Annotated in this window: 8 protein-coding genes and 3 pseudogenes; 8 read left to right on the top strand and 3 right to left on the bottom strand. The window is 46.5% G+C overall.

Going from position 1 to position 24,190, the window contains the following annotated elements:
- The first annotated feature begins 83 nt into the window (after positions 1–83).
- The 5 genes and pseudogenes from I3255_RS07665 (at position 84) to I3255_RS07650 (ending at position 14,954) form a co-directional block, all read left to right on the top strand.
- Positions 84–3,545, top strand: coding sequence for a BRCT domain-containing protein (locus I3255_RS07665; RefSeq protein ID WP_238038293.1), 3,462 nt, complete (start codon positions 84–86; stop codon positions 3,543–3,545).
- A 68-nt stretch (positions 3,546–3,613) separates the two neighbouring features.
- Positions 3,614–6,067, top strand: a pseudogene (locus I3255_RS14960) (hypothetical protein); the annotation flags it as partial.
- Between the two features lie 4,866 nt (positions 6,068–10,933).
- Positions 10,934–11,041, top strand: a pseudogene (locus tag I3255_RS14955) (hypothetical protein); the annotation flags it as partial.
- A 346-nt stretch (positions 11,042–11,387) separates the two neighbouring features.
- Positions 11,388–13,562 carry a hypothetical protein gene (locus tag I3255_RS07655; RefSeq protein WP_238038292.1) on the top strand — a complete coding sequence of 725 codons (2,175 nt, stop codon included), beginning with the start codon at positions 11,388–11,390 and terminating at the stop codon, positions 13,560–13,562.
- 3 nt (positions 13,563–13,565) lie between these two features.
- Positions 13,566–14,954 carry a reverse transcriptase domain-containing protein gene (locus tag I3255_RS07650; RefSeq protein ID WP_238038291.1) on the top strand — a complete coding sequence of 463 codons (1,389 nt, stop codon included), beginning with the start codon at positions 13,566–13,568 and terminating at the stop codon, positions 14,952–14,954.
- A 38-nt stretch (positions 14,955–14,992) separates the two neighbouring features.
- Here the strand turns inward: I3255_RS07650 and I3255_RS07645 are convergent, their stop codons facing one another.
- Positions 14,993–15,631 carry a GDSL-type esterase/lipase family protein gene (locus I3255_RS07645; protein ID WP_238038290.1) on the bottom strand — a complete coding sequence of 213 codons (639 nt, stop codon included), beginning with the start codon at positions 15,629–15,631 and terminating at the stop codon, positions 14,993–14,995.
- Between the two features lie 515 nt (positions 15,632–16,146).
- Between I3255_RS07645 and I3255_RS14950 the strand changes: the two are divergent.
- From I3255_RS14950 to I3255_RS07630, 3 genes and pseudogenes are all read left to right on the top strand, one after another.
- Positions 16,147–17,505: pseudogene (locus I3255_RS14950) on the top strand (circularly permuted type 2 ATP-grasp protein); the annotation flags it as partial.
- Positions 17,506–18,358: 853 nt separating this feature from the next.
- A complete protein-coding gene (locus tag I3255_RS07635; RefSeq protein ID WP_075107609.1) occupies positions 18,359–19,144 on the top strand; it encodes a transglutaminase family protein in 786 nt (261 codons plus the stop codon).
- Between the two features lie 42 nt (positions 19,145–19,186).
- A complete protein-coding gene (locus I3255_RS07630; protein ID WP_238038288.1) occupies positions 19,187–19,927 on the top strand; it encodes a peptidase in 741 nt (246 codons plus the stop codon).
- A gap of 50 nt (positions 19,928–19,977) precedes the next feature.
- Here I3255_RS07630 and uvrA read toward each other — a convergent pair whose 3' ends face one another.
- Entirely contained in the window at positions 19,978–22,545 is a 2,568-nt protein-coding gene (uvrA, locus tag I3255_RS07625; protein ID WP_238038287.1) for an excinuclease ABC subunit UvrA, read from the bottom strand.
- A gap of 229 nt (positions 22,546–22,774) precedes the next feature.
- Positions 22,775–24,019 carry a DUF819 family protein gene (locus I3255_RS07620; protein ID WP_238038286.1) on the bottom strand — a complete coding sequence of 415 codons (1,245 nt, stop codon included), beginning with the start codon at positions 24,017–24,019 and terminating at the stop codon, positions 22,775–22,777.
- Between the last annotated feature and the right edge of the window lie 171 nt (positions 24,020–24,190).

Raw genomic sequence — 24,190 nt, 5'->3', positions numbered from 1 at the left:
AAGTTCTTGATATTTATCATCAGATAGGCTTTTATATGCTTACAAAATATCATTCGCTTACTATATTATTAAGGCACACCGCTATGAGTCTGTCGTTCGAACAAATTCAGCATGCTTGGCAGGTACAAGATCCAAGCTTGGTCGAAAAGCTTTGTTTATTATCCCAGCAACCCGATCCGTTGCCTGAATCACCGATATCAGAGGATGAGCTGACATTTGAGCGATTTTTAAATAAAATTTTGAGTCATTCATTCCGCGAGCAGCATCCTGAAGCACAATTTGCAGAGCGTGTAGCGATGATGGCAGTCTTAGAGTCAGATGAAGGCGCACATCCTCTTCCTGATCGCTACAAAATCCACTTAATATTAATTGCACTTTGGGAAGATAAAAGTGCTTACTCAAGAACCATCTTAAAGCAAGCTATCAATGATTTAACTTTAGGTTACGGCGTTTGGCGCGGGTTAAAATATATTTATAAAGCGGCTGAATATGAGCAAGATTATGAGATTTTTGCGCCTATCACTGCCAAAATTGATTTGCATCGTTTTGACCAAAGTGCCCGAGACTCTGTCAGTCTTGCTACCAAAACCTATATGAGCCTCAGAGCATGGCGCTATCTGCGCAAACTGGGTCAGCAGATGCCAATGGGGTATATTGAGACCACAGTTTCTGTACTTGCCAGCTATGATGAGACTATGGTTGTCGGTCAATTGCCACAAATCAACAGTTGGGTGCTCAATCACATCTGTTTTCACAACTCAGCGGACTATGGTGTCAATCGATTTCATAGCCACGCACCGCGTAAATTGTTTGATAATAAAGGTCGCGCTTTTAAAGAAGCATGGCAACGTGATTCTGAACCGCTGATTAGACTATTAGCAACAGCGAAGAACGAGGCCATAAGGCAATTTGCGACGGACAGCCTAAAACATGACTTTAAGATCCAGCTGCGTGATGTAAGCCACCAAACTATTCAATATCTATCGGCAGGCTATGCACACAGTCAGGCGCGCGATGAGATGATCGTATGGCTGATTGAGCAATCGCCACATTTTGAGAAGTCAAAATTTGTAGCGCTTGGATTGCATGAAGTGGTTCTCAAGTTATTACGTTCAAGCTATCCTGCCGCTTATCAGTATGCCATCGGTTATGCCAAAAGTTATGCGCAATCTCTCCCGTTAGCGGAGTTAATGATGCTAGCCATGTCAGATCATGAGCCTGTTCGCAGCTTTGCCATCAGTGTTATTTTGAATCGTCATCCCATCAAAGATATTGGGGTATCAGGTTGGGGACAGTTATTGGATACCTCTTATCACCACAACATTGCCGCCGAACAGCTCAGTAAACACTTCACACGCCGTGATCTGACGGCTGAATGGTTTTTTGAGCGCCTGATCAGCAATCAGCGTTACAGCACACGCTTTGCAATACGTAGACTGCCAGAGCTGTATAGCGCACAGGAACTTGGCAGTGACTATTTTATTCGTTTGGCAGTACAGATGGATACCTCTACAAATCGTGACAGCAGCGAGCTGTGCATGGATTTTGCATTACAAGAGCTCAAACGCCTCGATTTGAATGTCATAGACATCAACGTTTGGCAGTATCTATTGCTGCATCCTCTAGCGCAGCAGACGATCGTTGATTGGATCGATGAAGATGTTTTGTCAGGAAATAAAATTCCAATACCCTACTGGCACGCGCTCGCCTATGAACCTGATTGGCATGGCAGTGAGGAGATTGCACAACTCAAAAACACTCCCTATCTCAACCATTATGATTATGATGGGGGAAAAACTCCCTCAATTGTAGATACTGTCAAACAGTGGCAAAAAGAGCTAACCTTTGATGAATATTTGGCTGATACCGTGCATGGTTGGTTGTCTGATGTTCGCCGGTTTGCACCAACTGACTTAGGGTTTGAGTGGCTCATGACACTTGCCCGTAGTGAGCATCCAGCATACCGTGAATTTGCGATCGAGCGTATTAACAAGGGTTTCTTGCCTGCTGATTTTGCGACCACTCAAAAGATATCATCAGAGGAAGATCAGGCTAAAGATACAAACACCACTCAAACCACTGGAGCCAACGAAGCCACTGTCGATTTGGGAAATCAGCGTTATTTGTTTACAGGTAAAATGCAAAGCATGAGCCGAGGCGATGCTGAAAAGCTGGTCAAAGCAGCCAATGGTGCGATCAGTAGTGCCGTGAATAATAAGTTGGACTATCTTGTAATCGGTGATGACGGCTCACCGCTTTATGGCGCTGGTCGCAAAGGCAGTAAGCAGCTCAAAGCCGAGGCATTAATTACCGCAGGCGCACCCCTCAAAATCATATCAGAAACCGCATTTTTGCAGATGCTGACAGGACAATCACGCGCAGCATCCGAAGACGATGTGATAGCGGGTGCAGAGGTGCTGTGGTCAATGGCAATCGACGATCCTACGGCACCCGTCAGCGAGCTGGCTATCAGTTACCTGAGTCATCATCATGAGCAGATCTGTATGGCATTAACGGATAGGCCTGTCGATCCCGATGCGATTGTTCCCTCTGCGTTTTTTAGCGCCGAGCGCGTTATACCGTTATTGCAAAGCAGTCAGCAAACGCTACGTCATTTCGGCCTCTTATTAACAAAATATGAGCTGGCTAAGTGGTCGCCAACGCCGACGCTTTGGCTAACAATGGCAGAATCGCCTTATCTTGAGGTCACGAAGTTGTTGCAACAAGCGCTATTGGCAGCACCTTCTGTCAGCAATCGTGCTTACCATGTACCTGTAGAGCAGCTTAACGAGGCGATGCTCAACGCATTCATTGGTAGCAAAAAACGACTGGCACGGCAGCTTGGCATGACATTATTGCAGCGACATCATCAATTTCAAAATCCGAAGTCTCTTTACCTATTAAGTCAAAGCGCTGATCGTGAAATACGCTATGCCGCAGTGACCATGCTTTGGAAGCAGTATAAGGCGCGCCATGTCTCGCCTCTTTGGCAGCCTGCAAACCAGCATGAGAAAAATGAGAATGCATCAGCAAGCAAAACAAGCACTGCTAACACTGAGCCCCATGCAAAAACTGACATAAAGACCTTTACGCATACCGCGCCAAGTGATTGGTCAACCAATCCACCTGCTGATTTGAATCAATTACTAATGCTATTAAGACGAGGTCTGTTTGAGTTGCCACCAGGACGGCTGAGTTCTTCTAACAACAATGAACGATTAAACTCACGAAAAAACGAGCAAAGTCACCGTTCAAAATATTCGCAGCGCCCTGATAAAATACAGGGAGCGACAGATCAAGCAGAAATCCTCTCATCCAAACACATACCTGCCAGCCGAGCAAAACTGGCATTGATTGAGACATTCCGTGATGTGGGATTGGCGGATGAGTATTTTGCTAAGTTGATCATGCCTTTGTTGTACACCTTTACCCATTCTGCAGGCAAGATGGAGCGTCATGCATGTCTGACCGCTGTCACGCGCTTATTGCATCGCTACCCCCAGTTGTCCGAACATTTACAGCCCTTAACAGCTAGCTCAAGTTAGAGAGTAAGTAGCGAAAAAATAAGAAAAATGAGCACATCACACGACGCCATTTCAACTGAGATTAGATCATGAAAACAATTGCATTGCCTTATTGGGGTCAGATTATAGGTTTGGTTAGCAGACCATTCACTCCTGAGTATACGCCGCAAAAAACCACAAAATCAGCAGCGCTACCAGTCGCACAGGGTCGCAGTTTATTCATCACTCGACCACCGCTAGGTGCTGAAAGTAGCCATGCAGACTTGTATCGACTCGATAATATCGGTGAGCAAATAAGCTTATCAACCACTGCATTGCCCTGTGCGATGGCTGCCATTACCACGATAACTGATGATACTATTATATTGCTTGGCTGTGATGGGCACTTATATCAGACTGACTGGCAAGGAGAGATAATCCATAAAATCAGTCAAGAGTCATTATTTGCAAGTATGATTGAGGCTCAGAATAGCACTGAAAATACAGAGACTAATACAGACAATGAGTTTGTCACCGAATCCTTACCAACGAATAGCAGCCCGCAAGCAATTGCGATGACCACGCTGCATCAAGCTGTCGTTGTGTTATATCCCAATGACATCGTCGTCTATCCATTTGCTAGCAATGATCCTTTAAGCCCATCAGTGCAGACAATAGCCAATCAGGTTGTCGTGCAGTCTTATACGGATAGTAAGTCTCAAAAAGCCACTTCGCTTGCTGCATCCAGTGATGGTAAGTGGTTGGTCATAGGCGATAATCTCGGTAACGTCAGTAGCTATCAATGGCTAAGCAATGATGACACTGGCGCTCAGCTGATTCAAAGTAGTCATAAGGCACTACATCAAGGCCGCGTCAATGCCCTGTGCTTTGAGCCTATTGGTCATTACTTCTTTTCAGCAGGCGCAGACAAGCAACTTTATCGCACCCATGTACAAGGTGAACTACAAGCGATAGATAGAGCCAAATCAAGCCAGCACAGTCAAATGATCACCGCGCTTTGTGTCTCAGATACGCGCCTATTTACTAGTGCCGATGACAACAGTATTAAATCATGGGCGTTTGATAAAGGTCAGCCAAACACCTGCAAAGAAGACCTTAGTAAAACACAGCGACTGGTCTATTCAAGCTATGCAGAAAAACCTGCACTATTAGCAGTTGGGTCGGATCAAAGCCTACGTTTTTTGCCGATTGATGAGACACAAAACAGTAAGCTGCTAACGGTTGCCACTGTCATTGAAGATGGATATCATCGTGTTCAGCAGCTACTCACTGACAATAGCCATAACAGTGAAGTAGCGTTTTTAGAGGGCTTGGCACTGCTTGAATCACAAGCGGATAAGCAAACGGTAAAGCTGGTTGGACGCCTTTTAGCAGATCGTAGCAATAGTTTGAGCGCCAGTCGCGCTTTACAATTAGTGCAGTGGCTCGCTGGTACGACGCTTGAGACGCGCTTAGCGATACTCGAGGAGCAGCTCAACTCACCGCGCAGTAGTAGTGTCCGCCTTGCAGCCTTTGATGGGCTGGCTATCGCTGCCACGCATACGGCAGACCCTCACGTACTACCTGCTTATTTAGAATATGCTCTTGGACGCACTAATGAAGACGTTATTAGTGCTGCACTACAAAGCTATCTAAAAATCGCCGTTCAAGACGCGGACAAACAGCCTCGTGTATTGCCGATTTTACAACAAGCGCTGTCACATTCTATGCTACCCATTCGCCGACAAGCATTGGCATCGCTTGAGCATTTACTGCCAGATATCAGTCCAAAAGCAGATTTTATGGCTTTGGACAGTCGCTACCCTGACATTATTCAAGCAGGTCTGATTCGACTTTATCAGCGTAGCTTATTGGATAACCCAGAAGTATCGCGCCAGCTGATGCTACTACAAAGCCATCATCAAGCCGACGTCAGACAAACCGCCTTTTATGCCGCTTTATTGGCGCAGCCTGAGCTCATCACTGCTTTAAAACAGCAAGCGCATGCTCTGGATGACGCTCAGTTACTACGCACATTGACCGACTTTGATGATTTTCGCTTACTGCGCGGTACAATCTTTGATAACGTAAAAACGGCTAAGCGTACGTCCGATCATGATGAGCTAGTAACTATCAAGATAGGTACACGTTTTGATCAACAAAACAAAAATGCGACTGGACGTACTGCTCAGGGCACCGAAGAGGACAGTGCTGCCATCAACCTTGCATTGAATACGCAGGATTTTGCTGCATCAGTAGCACAAACGTCCACACCAGAACGAGCAACAGATAAAAGCCCCATACTAAATAACTCAAGCCTTGAGCCTTTATTACAAAACTTGAGTAATCGCTACGAAGACATCGGATTTCGTGCCGCCTATGCCCTTGCCTGCTTGCAAGATGAGCGCGCATTTGGCACCTTGATACGGTTTATACATCACAAGAATGATGCGTTCATTCGTGCAGGCGTCGCTGCTGCTTTGGGATATCTACAGTTAGCCGATGGTAAGGCTATTTTGCCCACCTTGCTCGATGATTCTGATGCAGGCGTGCGTCAAGTGGCCATGAGCGCGTTAGGTAAGCTTGTCAGTGATGAGCTTTCTTGGGTGGCGTTTGGTTTTGCGTCAAAGCATCAAGACATTCATGAGCGCGCGCTTGCGATATTGCTAACACAAGTGCTTAATGACAAAAAAGTATCTGCTGACTCATCAAGCATGAGCACAATGCTAGCGCAAGCACTTAATAACCCTTTCACCAGTATTCGCCTTGAAGTGGTCAAAGTACTACTCAATAGAGCGCTTGAGCGCGCGTCCAAAAGCGCCATTATCAATATGATTGAGCAGCTACAGCACAGTTTGTTTGAGGATGTGCATCAAGTGGCATTAGAAGAATGGCAGCGGCTATTACTACAAAGCGCGTCAAAATCAGCTACGACGCAAGACAGTACTATAGACACCTATCAAGACGTTTTGACTTTGCTATTTGCAGATAACTTTGCCAATATCCGTCAGCAAGCGTTTGATACAGCACTTAAGAATAGCAAGCGTCTCGGATTTACCGAGCTGATGTTGACCGCACTGGCCAGCCCTTATCTTGATATCAAACGTTTGGCACTGAGCCAGTTGCAAGCCAAAGCCAGTAACCAGCATCTGCGTGACTTGATGCCTGCCTTAATCGCTTTGTTAGCCGATGATAGTATGGATGTACGCCAGCAAGCATTAGAGGTCGCTTTAGCGGCCACTGATATAGGCATTTCGTTCAGTCCAAACCATAACAATAGTCGTAAAAATGACAATGATACCAGTCCGATCGATCATGAGCCATTATTCAGCGCAGGGCTAAGTAGTCCTTATCCTGATATTAAACTGACCGTTGCCAAATTGCTGGCACGTCAATCTCGTGATTACCCTGCACCACTAAAAACACAGTATGAAGCAAACGCTTACGCAGTCTTTGAGCAGTATCTAAATAAAGAGATGCCTGTAGTCGTCAACGATAAAAAAAATAATGAGGACTATAAGCAGTGGCATCATCATATCACAGAGGCACTAACGGGCTTAGCAACGCTCTCTGATCCACAAAAATATCACGCTTTAGACTGGTATGCGCGTTACCTACATCATCCAGATGCAGATTTTAAAGCGCTCGCTCCAAAGCTTATGTACGTTGCGCCTGCACAAGATGCCGAAGTGGCTGCTGTGTTGGCCACATGGCAAAAAGACGAGCGCCCTATTATTCGTCAGTCAGCCAGTTTGGCTTTGGCAGTTTGGGGCGACAGTCGCGGCCAGCATTTTTTTAGCAACGCATCGAGCAATAACGCTCGCACCAACGATAATAAACAAGGTAGCTTGCGCCATCTTGTCGAGCCTATTGGCCCCATTCAGTGGCTACAAGCGCGCGCAGGTTTGGGTATTACTCAAGCACAGCAATTGCGCGAGTTATTCGATACGCAATCTTATGCACCAGCGGCTAGACTGTTGCTTATATTTAATGTCTTGGCGTCACCATTAGCACTACCGCGCATGCGACCTGAGCGCTTGATTGAGGCACTTAGCTTTGCAGACAATGAGACCGCTGTTGTTTATGCACATGTATTGGCACGCTTTGAGCTGCCTTTAATATCTAATTGGCAATACCTCAGTAAATACCTCTCTCAGAAGATTGACAACATTTTGTCTGCCCACCCAACGGTGCTAACACTGTTGTCAGAGACAAGTGGCACAAACGCGCTTAGCACGACTGACGCGCGCGCCAATATCCTTAGTACTGTAGATGTCGCAAGCTTACAGAAATTTGCACACTTGACCCAGCACGATCACCCTTTGATACGTGCGCAAGCAGTAGCAGTATTAGGGCATTTATCCCATCTACTGACACAGCAACCTTATGACGATGAGGCGCAAGTAGTTACTGCCATACAATCATGGCGACGCAGTATCGAGGCCTTACTTCAGCGTCACCACAGTGCAGCTATTACTGATGATGCCAGTCAACAAGGTTTACGCAGAACTGACACCGACCATAGCTACCAGACACTTGCGTTTGGCGCGTGGCTTGGTGTGATTCGTGAAAGCGATAATGACAATAGCAGCACCGAGCAAGCCATTCGCGGGCTAATGTGGCTGACCAAAGCATCAGCCGACAGCAACCCATCTAAAGCTATCGACTGGGCGGACAGTGTCAGTCGAGCGCTGTTGCCTCTACTGCACCGTCCTCATATTGAGACGCGCGAGCTGGCATGGGATTGCCTAACTCAGCTACCTGTTCCGGCGTCAAAGCTGGCTGAGTATGCAATGAGTACGCCGTATCGTGATATGGTCAAGCGCGGTTTGCAGTGTCTGATTGAGAGCAAAGATGACGCTGCCCTTATTGATAAACAGCTCAGAAGCCTACTACTCACCAATCATCAGCTATTGGCAGAAGAGACTTATCAGCTATTAAAAGCGCGCGTGGGGCATCTACCGGCAAGCCTAATGGCACTGCACACCGAGAGCTTACCACTCTTACGCCAGTTGGTCAGTGAGTGGCGTCAAATTACAACTCGCGCTTCCAATTCGACCATTACAACGGCAACCACGCTAGATGCCTCTGATCAGAGATCATCAGAGCAAGCATTGCGCCAAGACAAGCTGACTTTTTTATTACAAGCGCGCCATTGTCACGATTGGCAGGCACGTTATCAGACCTTTATGCAGCTTATAGAGCTTGACGAGGTATTGTTTACCGACACTGCGTTTAATCATACAAAGCTTAGTGATACAAGTCTCATTGACGAGCTATTTGCCTTTTTGCTCGACAGTACAAACAAATATGAGCAAGGTCAAATTTTGTCTCTTATTACTCAAGTATTGCAATTTTGCCAGCGCATGCAAGCCGCCGTGCACAATAACAATATTAATAAAGAGCTCGATAAAAAGAGTGTTGAGCAAGTGGCTCAGACAGCCTACAACAAGCTATTGGACTTACTAGACAACTCAACACTCAAGCTATCAAATGCTGACTTGTACCGAACTATTGGCACGCTCCGTGATAGGCACATGGCAGCACCACTACGCCACCGCTTACAAAAAATGTTTGAACATCCAGCTTCTCACTCACATCAAGAGCGCCAGCAGCTGTTTGATACGCTTGTGATGATAAGCGGCTACGACCAACCTATCTATGATTACTTAGATGAGGATAAAGACTTGCGCTGGCTACAACGCCAGCATCCAAGAGATCTGGTAGCGTTACTGTCTTTATTCATTTTACTCCTTCGCTATGCCGACTACGCCCATGCCGCCCAGCTGTTGAAATCACTGGCTTGGATACCTGCTGTCTGCGAGCAAGACACTACTATTGGTAACAATATCATTGATAAAAATCATAGCACTGACAAAGAAGGTATTGCTGTGCGTATTGATAGGGCATTAGCGCTATCTTATGAGCAGTTACCTGCCAAATATACTCAAAATCTGATCGAAGCCGTCGCTTACCGTGCAAAAAAACGTAAAAACCATGCAGATGTCCTAAAAAACATACTCAAAAAGGCGCTATCGAATAAAGACGCGTACATACCATTTTTGGCCGCAGAAGGTTTGGCACTTTGCGGTAATAGCGAGGGCTTGAGCACGTTAATGGCAAGTATTGATTATCACACGGATGGTGATGTTCGTCGCCGTAGTGTGCTTGCCATCGGAGAGATGATGCAGGTTGAACCACAACCTGCCGACAAGTCCGTACAGTCCTCTGCTGCCCAAACCACGGACATGACAAATGCACTATACAAGGCTTACGATAAGTTAATCAAGCTAGCAGAAGATAATGAGCACTACTTGCAAGACGTGGCCTCTGAAGCGTTGGGGCATATCGCACAAGGTGGTCACTTTGAATATAGCGCGCAGATTTTTGACTTATTGACATCGCAGTTATCAGACCCTGAGTTACAGCCTTACAACCCAGCTATTACTCATTGGTTAAATGGACTGCGCTGGTTGAATACAAATGCCGCTTGGGCGCAAATCCGTAGTCACATACAGCGCCAGTTGCATCAAAAATTACTGTTTGCACCGCAGCAGCACGCCATCTCTTTATTGTCGCATCATGATAGCGAGGCAAATAAAACACTGCTACTAGATATCCTCAAACAATACAGCGAGCAGACAGCGATATTAGAAACTGCTTATACAGCGGCACAAAACCTATGGGGCAGCCATGCTGATCATATCTATACATACGATTGGGCGGCAATACAAAACCCAAATGAGGACTTTGCGATGTTAGCAATGCTGAGTCTCAAACGCATCGTAACGTATAGCAGCATTGATACGCTGGCGCCTTTCATCACTGAGCATATTCATCAACTACCCGCACAGACATATACCGTATTACAAAATGCGCTATTGGCAAAACCAGACATGAGCCATCCGCAGCTTCGCAGTTTGATGGACAGTCCAGATGCGCAAATACAGCAAATAGGCCTACGATATATTACTCAGCACCCTAATCAGTATCTTGATACACAGATGCAGATTGACTGCAAGCAACATCTACTCAACGCTCAGCAGCAATGGCAAGCACTACTTGATAGCCTCATAGCGCGTCCAGCAATGCGGCAGGATGATTCATGGCTGACCGAGGTACGGCAAGTAGCAACTACTATCACCCATCTATTGTGGATCACATGCCGCTATACTACACCTGATAAAGCCGTGTTTACATGGTTAGCAGCGCAGCTAGCCTCACCTATTATTAGTAGCGTGACCGCGCTTGCTACTGCGGTCAGCCACTATTGGCAGCAAGCCTTATTAGGGCTACTGGCACGGCAGGCGAGCGACGATCATTTGCTGACTGAGCTAATACCAACTCTGACCGGCATTGCCCATGATCAAACCGTTCAATTAGCTACAGACGATAATGCGCTATTGTCCACCCTCCTCGAGCGCTTGAGTGTGCAAGATGCTCAAGTAAACAAAGTAAATGAAGCGGGCGCGTTGTCACGGTTGGTGGGTTTGTTTTCACAACGTAGTGATAATACTGAAGCACTCAACGTAACGCCTCACACAGACCTAAATGAGCAGTTACTGGCCGCAATAAAGGTTAAAGACGCTGCTGCGCTATATCACTGCGCACAGAATCATCACGCTGAAACGGCCATACGAATACGCGCCATCGAAGCACTCGGACAGTTGCATGATCCCAATATTGGCACGTGGCTAGATGCTTTAATTCAGGCATCTACTGAGGCTGATATTCAAAAACTGGCTTACAAAGTTTTGCGTCGCTGGCAACGGAATATGACGCGCGTTCAGCAGAAACGCCCGCAAGTGCCTAACTTACAGGTGATGAAGGCAACTCATTTAAAGGCCGCAGATACGCAACAAAATCAGGGCGAAGGACAGCATCATGACCAATAATCAAGTAGACAACCCAATTGAGCAAGACGCCTTAGCAATCAGTCAAGAGGACACGCCAGCAGGCAATGACAAGACCAATGATGGCATGAGAATGGCACTAAATTATGCTGCGCCAAGTCATGTAAGCTTATCGGCAGATCAACAATCCACCCACAGCCGACATGTGGCGCTGTTCACACAACTAGAACGTGATGCCGTCAGCTTTCATGGCACGGTAAAAGACCCGCTGGTGTTTCGGGATAGCTTACTTGCCTTATTTGACGTAGTCAGTAGTGACTACCGCTACGTGCCAAAAGACCGCGCCGCCTATGCCGTTTTCATGCAAATGCGCCGTGCTAGTCGTCATAAGAACTTATTTTCTGCACAGCGTGATTACTTCACATGGCTGTTTGACAATGACCCTTTGGCCTTTTGCCTTCTTGACCCTATCATTCAAGTGCACCAAACAGGTGTCAGCTTTGAGGTGTTCAGTCGTGATGAAGGCTGCTATGCGCAGTTGACCTTGCAGCATGGTTTGTTTGAAACGGACGCAGCGCCAGTGCTTGGCACCACCAATATTGATTACAGTAGCGCCTTATTTGATGGTATTGAGCAAATCCGTGATCATCAAACAACCACCTTAGATATTGGTCAAGAAGCAGTACGTCTACAGCGTTCAGACTTATTAGCGTCGACAGACAATGCTGAGTCCGAAATGGATGCTACGGTAAACGATGATAATAAATATGAAGTCATCGAAAAACGCATCAATGTGCCTAAGAGTTGGATACGCGCATTGTTGCAAGTGCAGTCAGCAGGTCAGCTGGCACACGAACGCATTGATCTTGATCCTATTGCGCTATACAACGTTCTATTTGAGCTGCGTATGCATGCCGACATCAAAGGTAAGCGCCGCGGTTTATTGATTGAGCTGATACCGCAGCAGTTACCAGTGATTATTTTAGAGCCATTTGATATTGCCGTTACCAGCCAAGTCAGTCGCCAGCAAACGCCCTATCAAGGACAAAAAGCCAAGCTCATTCGCTTGTGGGGTCGCCGCCGTTTGAGTTTGTTAAAGCGCCTATTACCGCATACCGACACCGTCAGTGTGTCGCTGCTTGGTCAAGGCATGCCAAGCTACTGGACGCTCACGGGGAAAGGCTTTCATTTTACCTTTGCCATGACAGGCTTTAGCCAAGCAAACTGGTCGCAATCTCTAAATTTTGATTTGCTATTACCCACGCGCCCGCAGCAAAACGCACTAAAGGATGAAAGCCATAACGATGATGTGTTACCGCTGATACAAGCGCTTGCAGAGCAACCAAGCCGTATCGATGTCTTAACCGAGCGTTTATCCGCGCTACGTACATCAGATAATTTACTGACAGCTAGTTATGTACGCCAGCAGTTATTATCAGGTGCTCAGCAGGGATTGATTCGTTATGACATGGCCAACCAGTCTTATTATTATCGTCCATTGACGCAGACGCCACTCGATATGGCGCAATTTGCGCATCATAGTGAGGCAGAAAAACAGGCATTTGACTTAGTTGGTCGTAAGGATAGCGTACAAAATCTAAGCGTGCAGACAATAGCGACGCAAGGCGTATCCATCAGTGCCGATATTCATGTCAAAGAAGATCGCCGCACTTACCAGAGCCAATTACAATTGGGCGAAGATGGCTTGGTCAGTCGCGCCGTGTGTAGCTGTCCGCAGTATTTGCAGCACCGTCTTAGCCAAGGCATCTGCGCGCATCTTATCGCCTTACGCTTAAGCTACCATCAATACGATCACACGCAGACAAACAGCTGGCATGATACGCGTACACTTAGTAAACGGGTCCCTAAGCTACAACCAAAAATGAGAGCAAAATCGTCATTTACTAAAGAGACGGCTCAACCAACATTGCCCACCAGTAATATTTTAGATTTATCGACTCTTGCTCAAGGCTTGCCATCAGATGACACACACGCAAAGTCATCGTCAAATAACCCTACGGCGCATACTGTCCGCTACGTGTATTTGACTTGTGACCACAAAAAATTGTTGATTGAGCAGGTCATCGATGATGACAGTACGCGTCAGCAGTTCGTATTCAATCAACCTGCCGACGCTCATGCCGCATTTTTACAACACATTGCCAGATTTGAAGCCAAAGGCTTTATCGAAAATAAAGGGGTATAACCCATGACCGCACCAAACAATCAGCAAACCGATTACATTAGCTCCGTTCAGACTATGACCTCAGCTGAGCGTCAATGGCAACAACTGTGGCAAAACATTGAAGACGCTGGCGGGCGTTATCAGTATATCCAGCAGCAAATGATACAGCACGGGTTTATGGTCGAGCGCAAGCCCATCGATAACATGACGCCAAAAGAGCGCGAACGCTATAAAAAAGCGCTTAAGAAAGAAGCAGCTGAAGAAAAGAACCTCAAAAAAATGGCATGGCAAGCTTACAAAGCACAGCATATTGTCTATTTGGGTCGCCACATTTATTGGTCAGATGACACCAGTATAGACAAATGGGATATCAAAGACGCCAGCAATCGTCTTATTGAAAATAAACTCCCACTCATTAACAAACATACGCAGTTGGCAGACGCTGTCAATCTGAGCGTGCCGCAGCTAAAAGCGCTTTGCTATCAAAGAGAGGTGGCCACCAATATCCCCTACACGCATTTTACGATCAATAAACGTAACGGCACGCCTCGGCAGATATGGTCGCCTATTCCTCGGCTCAAATTTGTCCAGCGCTGGATTTTGGAGAATATTCTAAACAATCTAACGACGCATGGCGCCGCTCATGGCTTTGTTCGTGGTAAATCCATTGTCACCAATGCAGCGGTACACAGTAATAGCGCCCTGCTCATCAAGCTGGATGTCAAAGATTTTTTTCCTAGTGTGCATTGGCGGCGCGTCAAAGGCGTGTTTCGTCACGCAGGCTATCCTGAGCAAATAGCCACCTTATTGGCGCTATTGTGTACAGAATCGCCAAGACAGATGGTGCAACAAAATGGCAAAACGTATTACGTGGCGCTCAGTGATAGAGCCTTGCCGCAAGGCGCACCAACCAGTCCTGCTTTGACCAATATCGTTTGCTTAAATCTTGATCGCCGTTTAACAGGACTGGCAGACAAGATGGGTCTGCGCTATAGCCGCTACGCTGATGACTTGACGTTTAGCTTACCAGCCAATTCCACCAGCACCGAGAATGCTACTCAGCCGTCTGATCATAATCAACTCATTGGACAGCTATTGGGTTCTGTACATAAGATTTTGCGAGAAGAAGGCTTTATCTTGAATGGTGATAAGACGCGTATCATTCGTATGGGTAATCAGCATACGGTTACTGGTATGGTGGTCAATGGCGAAGGCGTGCCACGTGTGCCACGTAAAATAAAGCGGATGCTACGGGCGGCTCTTCACAATCTGGATTTAGGACAGTCCTTAAAAAATGGTGAAACCATTGATACCTTGTCAGGATATGCCGCTTGGATTGCCTCGGCTGAGCCTGAATTGGGTCAGCGCTATCTGGCACAAATTGCTGAGTTGGCGCAGCCTGCCTCTGCTTAAGGCCTGAGCTGCAACGATTGAAGACAACGTGGTGCGTATTAGCGCGCCACGCCCTCTTCTTGCAAATAATCATACAACCCTTCTGCGAACTGACGGTAACCTGCAGCATTGGCGTGGATGCGATCAGACTTTAACGTGTCATCCGACAATACCGCAGACCAACCACCTGAATATAAAGGCACCTCTTTAGCATCAGCAATATCTTCGTATAATGGGTTATCACTCACCCGTCCAAACAAAGCACTGGCACTAAAGTATGGCTCAGCAATAAGGACCACGTCGATATTTGCAGATTTCAAGGTATCGATAGTAGCAGTGATATTGGCACGTGTAGTCTCAGGCCGAACGCGTTGTAATACATCATTACCACCCACGCCAAACAGTACCAAGTCAGGTTTTTGAGTAGTGATATCATCGATACGAGCCAGCACATCGGCGGAGGTATCCCCATTGACACCTGCATTAATAACGGTCCAATGACTCAGATTGGCAAGTACCGCGGGATAGGCAGTATTTGTACTAGCGCCATAGCCGTAAGTAAGCGAGTCACCAAGTGCAATCACTGTGCTACCAGCTGGCAAGGTATCTTGTTGCGGTTCGCTACCACAGCCGGTCATACCGAGAGTCGCTACCAACCCCATACTTGCCAGCACCAAAAACTTACCTCGTATCTTCATGTCCACTCTTTTCCTTTTTTCATACAAATTGAGTTAAATTTATCAGAATTAAGTTGATATTACTAAAAACCTATTACTTAACCCTTGTTGTATGTTACTCGGTAACCGTTGTATAGTTCATACAGGAGATAGACTACCTGTTGGGCGAAATACAAGTGCTACTCAGCTTAGCATAGAGGGTGTAGTCATCATAAAGTATAACTTTACCAAGGATACGTGAGGTACTTATGAATAAAAAATCATCTCAATCCCAGAGTCAGGGTCAGAGCCAAAACCAACCTCAAGAAGAGCAGTCAATAGGTCAAATCAAAGACCAAAGTCAGAATAAAAATACAAATGAGGATACTGCTACCCCTAAAACGAGCGTGAAAAATAAAAACAACGCTCCAGAGCAATCGCAGAGCCAATCACAAAATCAGTCACAGGATACGCCCTCCACTAATTCATCAGACACACCGCTATCACGCGCACCAAGCTTTGATGAACTCCAAACCGGCAAAGGTCAGTATCGCCCAGTGGCAAAAGCCGTTGGTCATTGGCTTGATAACATCAACATGGATGCCCTCAATTATCTAAACGAACAAGCAGAAAACATCTTTTACCGCAAAGGGGTTACCTTTACCGTCTATAGCGATGCCAAAAACATCGAGCGTATGATTCCGTTTGATATCATTCCACGCATTATTGCCGCGAGCGAATGGCAACAAATAGAGGCAGGCTGTAAACAGCGTATCACAGCGCTCAATGCTTTTTTGCATGATATCTACCATGATCAAGCCATTATGAAGGCCGATATTGTCCCTGCCAGCTATGTGTATGCCAGTGGTTGCTATGAGCCATGGATGATGGGCATTGAGCTCGACAAACCAATATACTCTCACATTAGTGGTATCGATCTAATCCGTGATGAGTCTGGTAAGTTTTGTGTGCTAGAGGATAACTTGCGTACCCCGTCAGGCGTCTCATATATGCTTGAGAGCCGCAATATATCAGAGACACTCTTAGCTGATATCTTTGCTGACACGCCTATTATGGGTATTAGTGATTATCCCAACCGTCTCAAAGCCTGTCTTGCCAGCTCAACATCCAAATATGATCCGCAAGTCGTCATTTTAACGCCAGGCCGCTTTAATAGTGCCTATTATGAGCATGCCTTTTTAGCGCATGAGATGAATGTACCACTCGTTCATGGTTATGACTTGGTGGTTGAGGACAGCAAAGTCTACATGCAAGGCATTCGCGGTAAGGTGCAAGTCGATGTCATCTACCGCCGCATTGATGATCCTTATATTGATCCTTTAGCATTCCGCTCAGATTCTATCTTGGGTGTATCAGGTCTTATGAGTGCGTATCGCGCTGGCAACGTGGTGATTGTTAACGCACCAGGTACGGGCGTGGCCGATGATAAGAGTTTATATCCTTTTGTACCAGATATGATTAAGTTCTACTTAAATGAAGAGCCTATCCTACCTAATATTGAGACCTACCAGTGCCGTAAGCCTGATGATCTCAAATATGTGCTTGATAATCTGGACAAGCTGGTAGTAAAAGAAACGCAAGGCTCAGGCGGCTACGGGATGCTTATTGGTCCGACATCAACCAAAGAAGAAATCGAAGAATATCGCGTACGTCTGCTTGAAAACCCAGCTGGCTTTATTGCTCAGCCAACCATCTCACTATCTACCAACCCTACTGCCGTGAGCGATGGTATTGCACCACGTCATATTGACTTGCGCCCTTTTATTCTCAGTCATGGCGATGGCACGGTAGATATCGTACCCGGTGGTCTGACACGAGTGGCCATGGTTGAAGGCTCGTTGGTCGTCAATTCATCGCAAGGCGGCGGTATCAAAGACACATGGGTTATTGATGACAGTGATTTAGACAGCCAGCAAGCCGATAAGTGTGCGCCTTTATCCTCAGTAGGTGTCAATTCTACAGGCAACGCTTTAGGGCATGCGAACTACTATAATCGCGTCCAGCCCTTAGAAACCGGTTATGAGAGTTTAGATGATGCGCCCATGATACTGCTACTCTCTACCGCCAGTCACTTAATATGGCTAGGCCGATATAGTGAGCGCTTGTATCACTATGACGATGTCATGAAACAACTCATCAAAGGCGATCTTGAAAAATCACAGATCAAACACTTAATCAGTCGCTTAGGGTTTGCCGCTGATGGTGAGACGTCGCTTACCACTATGAAAGTACAAATGATGGCTGATTTGGAACAAAACATCATACCCAATATCGTGCAATCGATTGAGGACAATGTCCAAGAGGCCAAAGGTGTCATTGGTAAAGATACCGCTGAGCTATATAACTTGATCAAGCGTTTATCGAGTGCTGGCACGTATCGAGCGGCGACCTTGCAGCTATACGCGTGTAACGCTGCGATGAAACAAGAGAATCCGACAGTGACTTGTTTTTGGCAATTAGGGCGTCACTTTGAGCAGCTTGAGCGTGCAGTCTTATTGGGAGAGGATTCAACAGAGGTCAGTTTTGAGTTCAGACATTGGATTAATGAGTTGCCGGAGAATACGCGCTGGCGTGAGCTTATCCGCTTGACCAACCAGATGATCAGGTCAAAGAAATTTAGTGATTTTGCGCTGATTAGCAAAGAGTTCAATCTCATATTGCGTCAAGGTGTATAGAAGGTGTCTAGCCAAAAACCAATAATAATGGCTTATGAGACATATGGAATAAACAGAAACAGGAGAAGATATTATGAAACTTCAAATCAGTCACCAAACCAACTATTATTACGATGAGCTGGCGCAGCGCAGTGTACAGTACATACGCATGACCCCCATGCAAATGCCGCACCAAACCATTCATAAATGGGATGTCATGCTCCCTAAAGTGGCGACCAACCAAAAGGACGGCTTTGGTAATGCATGGCTCACGCTCAGTCGTAACGAAGCACATAACAACCTACAAATGCAGGCGTCGGGTGTTGTTGAGATCAATACCGAAACCGAACGTTTAGAGGATATGGATCATGTCCCCTACCTACTATTTACCGTACAAACCCCGTTGACCAAATGCTCACAAGAGATGCGAGAATTTGCAGCACCCTATCTGAAAACTCCCACTCACGACAGCCTAAAGGCGTTGGCAAATGCACTGATTATGAAAATGCCTTTTGTTAAAGACGTCACGCATGTGGGCACGACCGCTGCTGAGGCATTTGCGACAAGTGCCGGTGTGTGCCAAGACCATACGCATGTATTTTTAAGCATCTTGCGCGATCAACAGATTCCAGCGCGTTATGTGTCCGGTTATCTGTATGACGATACCGAAAATCACATGGCCAGTCACGCATGGGCTGAGGTTTGGCTGGATGGTTACTGGTATACTTTTGATATCTCAAATCAGGCATTTACCCCAAACTCACATGTGTATGTGGCGATTGGGCGAGATTATCTAGATACCGCACCTGTGCGCGGCGTGCGTATGGGCGGCGGTTACGAAAATCTTTACAGTTTGGTATTAGTCAAAAAGCTATCATAGCGTTTGCTATTTTCTACAATTTTTCTTTATCAAGGGTACCTTATGACCTATTGTGCTGCCATTCGTTTAAAAGACGGCATGGTCTTTGCCAGTGACACGCGCACCAATGCCGGTGTTGACCACATATCGACATTCAGAAAGCTATATCAATATGGCGTTGAGGGCGAGCGCTTTATGGTGCTACAGACAGCGGGTAGCTTAGCGACGTCGCAGGCCGTGTTCAATAAACTACAAAACGACATTGACCAGCGTGCTGAGAGCAACCTCAATACGGTAGCGACGTTGTTTGACGCGGCGCAAATGGTTGGCGAATGTATGCGTGATATTATGAATCATGCAAAAGCAGTCGCTAATTCTAGTCGCGATGGGGCCTTTACTAGCTCATTTATGCTTGGTGGTCAAATTAAAGGACATCCGCCTGAGTTATACCTAATTTATCCTGAAGGTAATTGCATCAAAGCCACAGAAGATACGCCCTTCTTTCAGTTAGGCGAAAGCAAATACGGCAAACCTATTTTAGATCGTTCTGTCAGCTATAACATGGATGTAAGACACGCGGCGCGTGCGTTGATGCTGTCATTTGATTCGACTATTCACTCAAATCTATCGGTCGGTATGCCGATAGATTTTGTGCTTTATGAAAATGACAGTTTAATCTTACCCAAAGGTCGCCGTATTGATGAGCGTGATGAGTACTTTAATACCATCCGGCATAAATGGTCAGATGCGTTACGTCGCACGTTAGTTGAATTACCCGAATGCCCTGATAACTATTGGGGGTAGACCTTTCACTCTTAGACCCAATTTGAAGACTGGTCGTCACATCAATAAAATCACACCAATAAAAACGGTGCGGTGCGACTGTCTTCTGATTGGGCCACGTCTTCTGGCGTGCCTTGAGCGACAATTAACCCGCCCTCATCACCTGCCCCTGGCCCAATATCAATCACCCAGTCGCTATTGCTGGCCACTTGCATATCATGCTCAACCATAATGACCGTGTTGCCCGCGTCGACCAGACCGTTTAATTGCGCCATCAGCATGGATACATCAGCAGGATGCAGCCCTGTGGTTGGCTCATCTAAGATATAGAGTGTATCGCCTCGCTGCGTGCGTTGTAGTTCAGTGGCAAGTTTAATACGCTGTGCTTCACCCCCTGACAGCTCAGTGGCGGGCTGCCCCAAACGTAAGTAGCCAAGACCCACTTGCAGCAATGCATCTAGCGCGCGCAAGATAGGCGCCTCATCAGCAAAAAACTCATGAGCTGCTTCAACGGTTAAATTTAATACTTCAGCAATGTTTTTATCTCGATACGTGATGGCAAGTGTTTCTTTGTCATAACGTTGCCCATGACAGACCTGACAAGGTGCATAGACGCTTGGTAAAAATAGCAGCTCAACACTGACAAATCCTAAGCCTTCACAATTTGGACAGCGACCTTTTTTGGTGTTAAACGAGAAACGTCCAGCATCATAGCCATGTGCTTTTGCTTGCTTGGTTGCGGCAAACAGCTTACGCACGTCATCGAACAATCCTGTATAGGTTGCTAAATTGGAGCGCGGTGTCCGCCCAATCGCCTTTTGATTGATATTAATAAGACGACGGACGTGCTCCATGCCAGCGACAATTTCACCGCCGGTGACTGTCTCAAGCTCTTGCTCAAGCAAATCTGCCTCACCTACAGGCGCTTCTGTAACTGTCTTCTGCCCCAATGCTTCACTGACAAGTTCTACCAACGCTTGGCTGACGAGACTCGACTTACCTGAGCCTGAGACACCCGTGACACTGGTCATCACCCCAAGTGGAAACTCAACGTCTAAGCCTGTTATATTGTTACGCTCAATGTTTGCGAGTTTCAGCCACGCTGTCGGTTTCCTTTTGTCAGATTTTGACTGATGATTCGCCGTGTCGTTGGCAAAGAGGTATTGACCCGTATGCGACTGCGCAACCTCACGTAGCCCCTCTACAGTCCCACTATAGACAATCTCACCGCCATGCGTGCCAGCCTGTGGCCCGACATCCACTACCCAATCAGCATGCCTAATTACACTCACATCGTGCTCAACCACAAACACGGAGTTGCCAGACGCGATCAGCTCATCTAGCGCCCCAAGTAGCGCCTGCGTGTCAGCAGGATGCAGACCTGCTGATGGCTCATCAAGGACATAAACCACGCCAAACAGCTGCGAGCGAATCTGGGTCGCTAGTCTGAGTCGTTGCAGTTCACCAGGCGATAGCGTTGGTGTGGTACGCTCAAGCGACAGATAGCCCAGACCAAGCCTTGTTAGTGCCTCAATACGAGAGAGAATATCACTAGCAATGCGCTGGGCAACAATGGCTTTTTCGCGGTTTGGTGTATCATCTGCCACTTTGGTGTGTGCCGTATTTTCAAGTTTGATTGCCATATCCGTCAATGTGAGCTGCGACAGCTCACCGATATCGAGTCCTGCAAACTTAACCGACAGTGATTCTTTTTTGAGTTTTTTGCCATGACATTCTGGACACTCGGATATCTGCATAAATTGCGAGACGCGTTTCTTGGTACGCGGGCTTTGGGTAGTGGCAAAAGAATGCAAAATAAAGTTTTTGGCACTGGTAAACGTGCCCATATAATTTGGCTTCTCCCCTTTCTCAATTGCCTCACGTGTTTGCTCTATATCATACTCAGGATAAACAGGCACTGTTGGCGTTTCATCGGTAAACAAAATCCAGTCGCGGGTCTTCCTTGGCAGGGTGTGCCAAGGCGTATCGATATCATAGCCAAGCGTTGTTAATATACGGCTCAGGTTTTGACCTTGCCATGCCGGTGGCCATGCCGCAATCGCCCGCTCGCGAATGCTCTTGGTATTATCGGGTACCAGCAGCTCCTCGGTGACCTCAAACACACGCCCAATACCTGAACACGCCGGACAGGCACCATCTGGCGTATTAGGCGAGAACGCATCGGCATACAGTATCTCCTGGCCAGCGGGATACTCTCCGGCTCGTGAGTACAGCATACGTAGACCATTAGATATGGTTGTTACACTACCCACAGACGAGCGTACTGACGGCGTACCTCGCTGCTGCTGTAGAGCAACTGCTGGCGGTAACCCTTCTATAGTATCGACATCGGGTTCATCAACCTGATCGATGAGCCTTCTTGCATAAGGCGATACTGAATCAAGATAGCGGCGCTGTGATTCGGCAAACAACGTACCAAATGCTAATGATGATTTTCCTGAACCGGAGATACCAGTAAACACTACCAGTGCATTGCGCGGTAAATCTACATCGACATTCTTTAAATTATGAACACGCGCACCTCTGACCTGAATATTTTCTTGATTAGGGTTATATAGAGCGTTCTTGATGATACTTGTCTTATTTTCTGTTGCTTCTATTTTTTTTGGATTGGCCATAACGCTATTTTTCCTATTGAATCGCTATTTATTGCTAGCGTATTTATTATTCATATGAGTAGCAGGAAGGTTAACACGTACTCATGCAAGGTTATGGCAAGGCTTACGTATCAATAGCATAGATAGACAAAACGACAACTTAAGTCATTAGGCACCTTATAATAAAAAACCCGCAGTCATTGCGGGTTTGTTGAGAAAAAATACTATCAGAATACGGATAACCTAAATACTAGCCCACTACCAAGCGCATCAATTGGGTACTGATATACCCACCAAACGTCCCCACCGCATAGCCCATAATACCCAAAAACACCCCAACAGGCGCAAGCGATGGATGAAAAGCCGTCGCGACAATCGGTGCCGATGATGCGCCGCCTGTATTGGCATTAGAACCTACCGCCAAAAAGAAAAACGGCGCACGGATAAGTCTGGCAACAGCAAAGATAATCACCACGTGAATACTCATCCATAAAAAGCCGATAAGCAATAGCCGCCACTGCGAGACAATACCCGCCAAATTAATCTGCATACCAATCGCGGCAATCAGCACGAAGATAAATACGGTACCCATTTTGGACGCGCCAACATGGTCAAGGCGACGAATCTTAGTAAAAGAAAAAATGACACCTAGCAGAGTAATAATGACCACCATCCAAAAGAATGAACTGGCAAAACTATATTGCACCGCCCATTTGTATGGGGCAAAAAAGTCAGCAATTTGTCCACCAACAAAATGCGCTATTCCTACCATGGCAAAGCACAAACCAAACATTACCATCAAATCATTGATGGTGGCTGGGCGGGCATGATCGCGCTCATAGCTCTCAACGGCTTTGATAACTTTATCAATGCTACTAGTATCCGCTCGCAAGAATCGATCGATTTTTGCGCTGTGTTTTGCCATCACCAAGATTGCGAGTAGCCACAATGAGGCATTGGTGGCATCCACCAAGATCATCATGCCAAATAGATCATCACTGACCCCAAACAGCTCCTTCATCGCAGCTTGGTTCGCCGCGCCGCCGATCCAGCTGCCCGCGACGGCAGAAAACCCGCGCCACAACGTATCGTCGACAAACATCTCAGGTGACACCCATTTGGCAATTCCTAAGCTAATAGGTCCACTGATAATAATGGCGATACTGGCAGCAAAGAACATCGCAATGGCTTTCCAGCCCAAACCTAATATTTTGGGAACATCCATGGATAAGGTCATCAATAGCAAACTTGCTGGCAGCAAATACGTGGCGGTAAAACCATAAATCTGCGCGCCAACGCCGTCAGCAAACACCCCTAAGCTGTTTAGGGTGGCGGGTATAAAACAGCACAGTACAATACCGGGTAATACCGCATAAAACCGTCGCCAAAACTTGCCCGGTAAGCCTTGGGTATAAAAGACCAAGCCGATGATGGCCATGATAATGCCAAACGCTAATGGCAGGCTATCGATTGCTAAAGAGGAGGTAGTAGGCATCAAGTCGCTCCAAGGCTGACAGCTGGCAAAAGTGAATCAGTATAGACAAGCTAAAAAACTCGCGCAAGCAGACATTATGCTTGGTTTGATGACCAATGGGTTTATCACTTCAATAAACAGTAGTCTTTCATTTGAGATATCTATTTTCAGGTTCATGATGGCTAGATCAAA

This window comes from Psychrobacter sp. Ps6 (assembly GCF_022129235.1).
Taxonomy (GTDB): domain Bacteria; phylum Pseudomonadota; class Gammaproteobacteria; order Pseudomonadales; family Moraxellaceae; genus Psychrobacter.
This window is presented reverse-complemented; position numbering and strand designations above follow the sequence as displayed.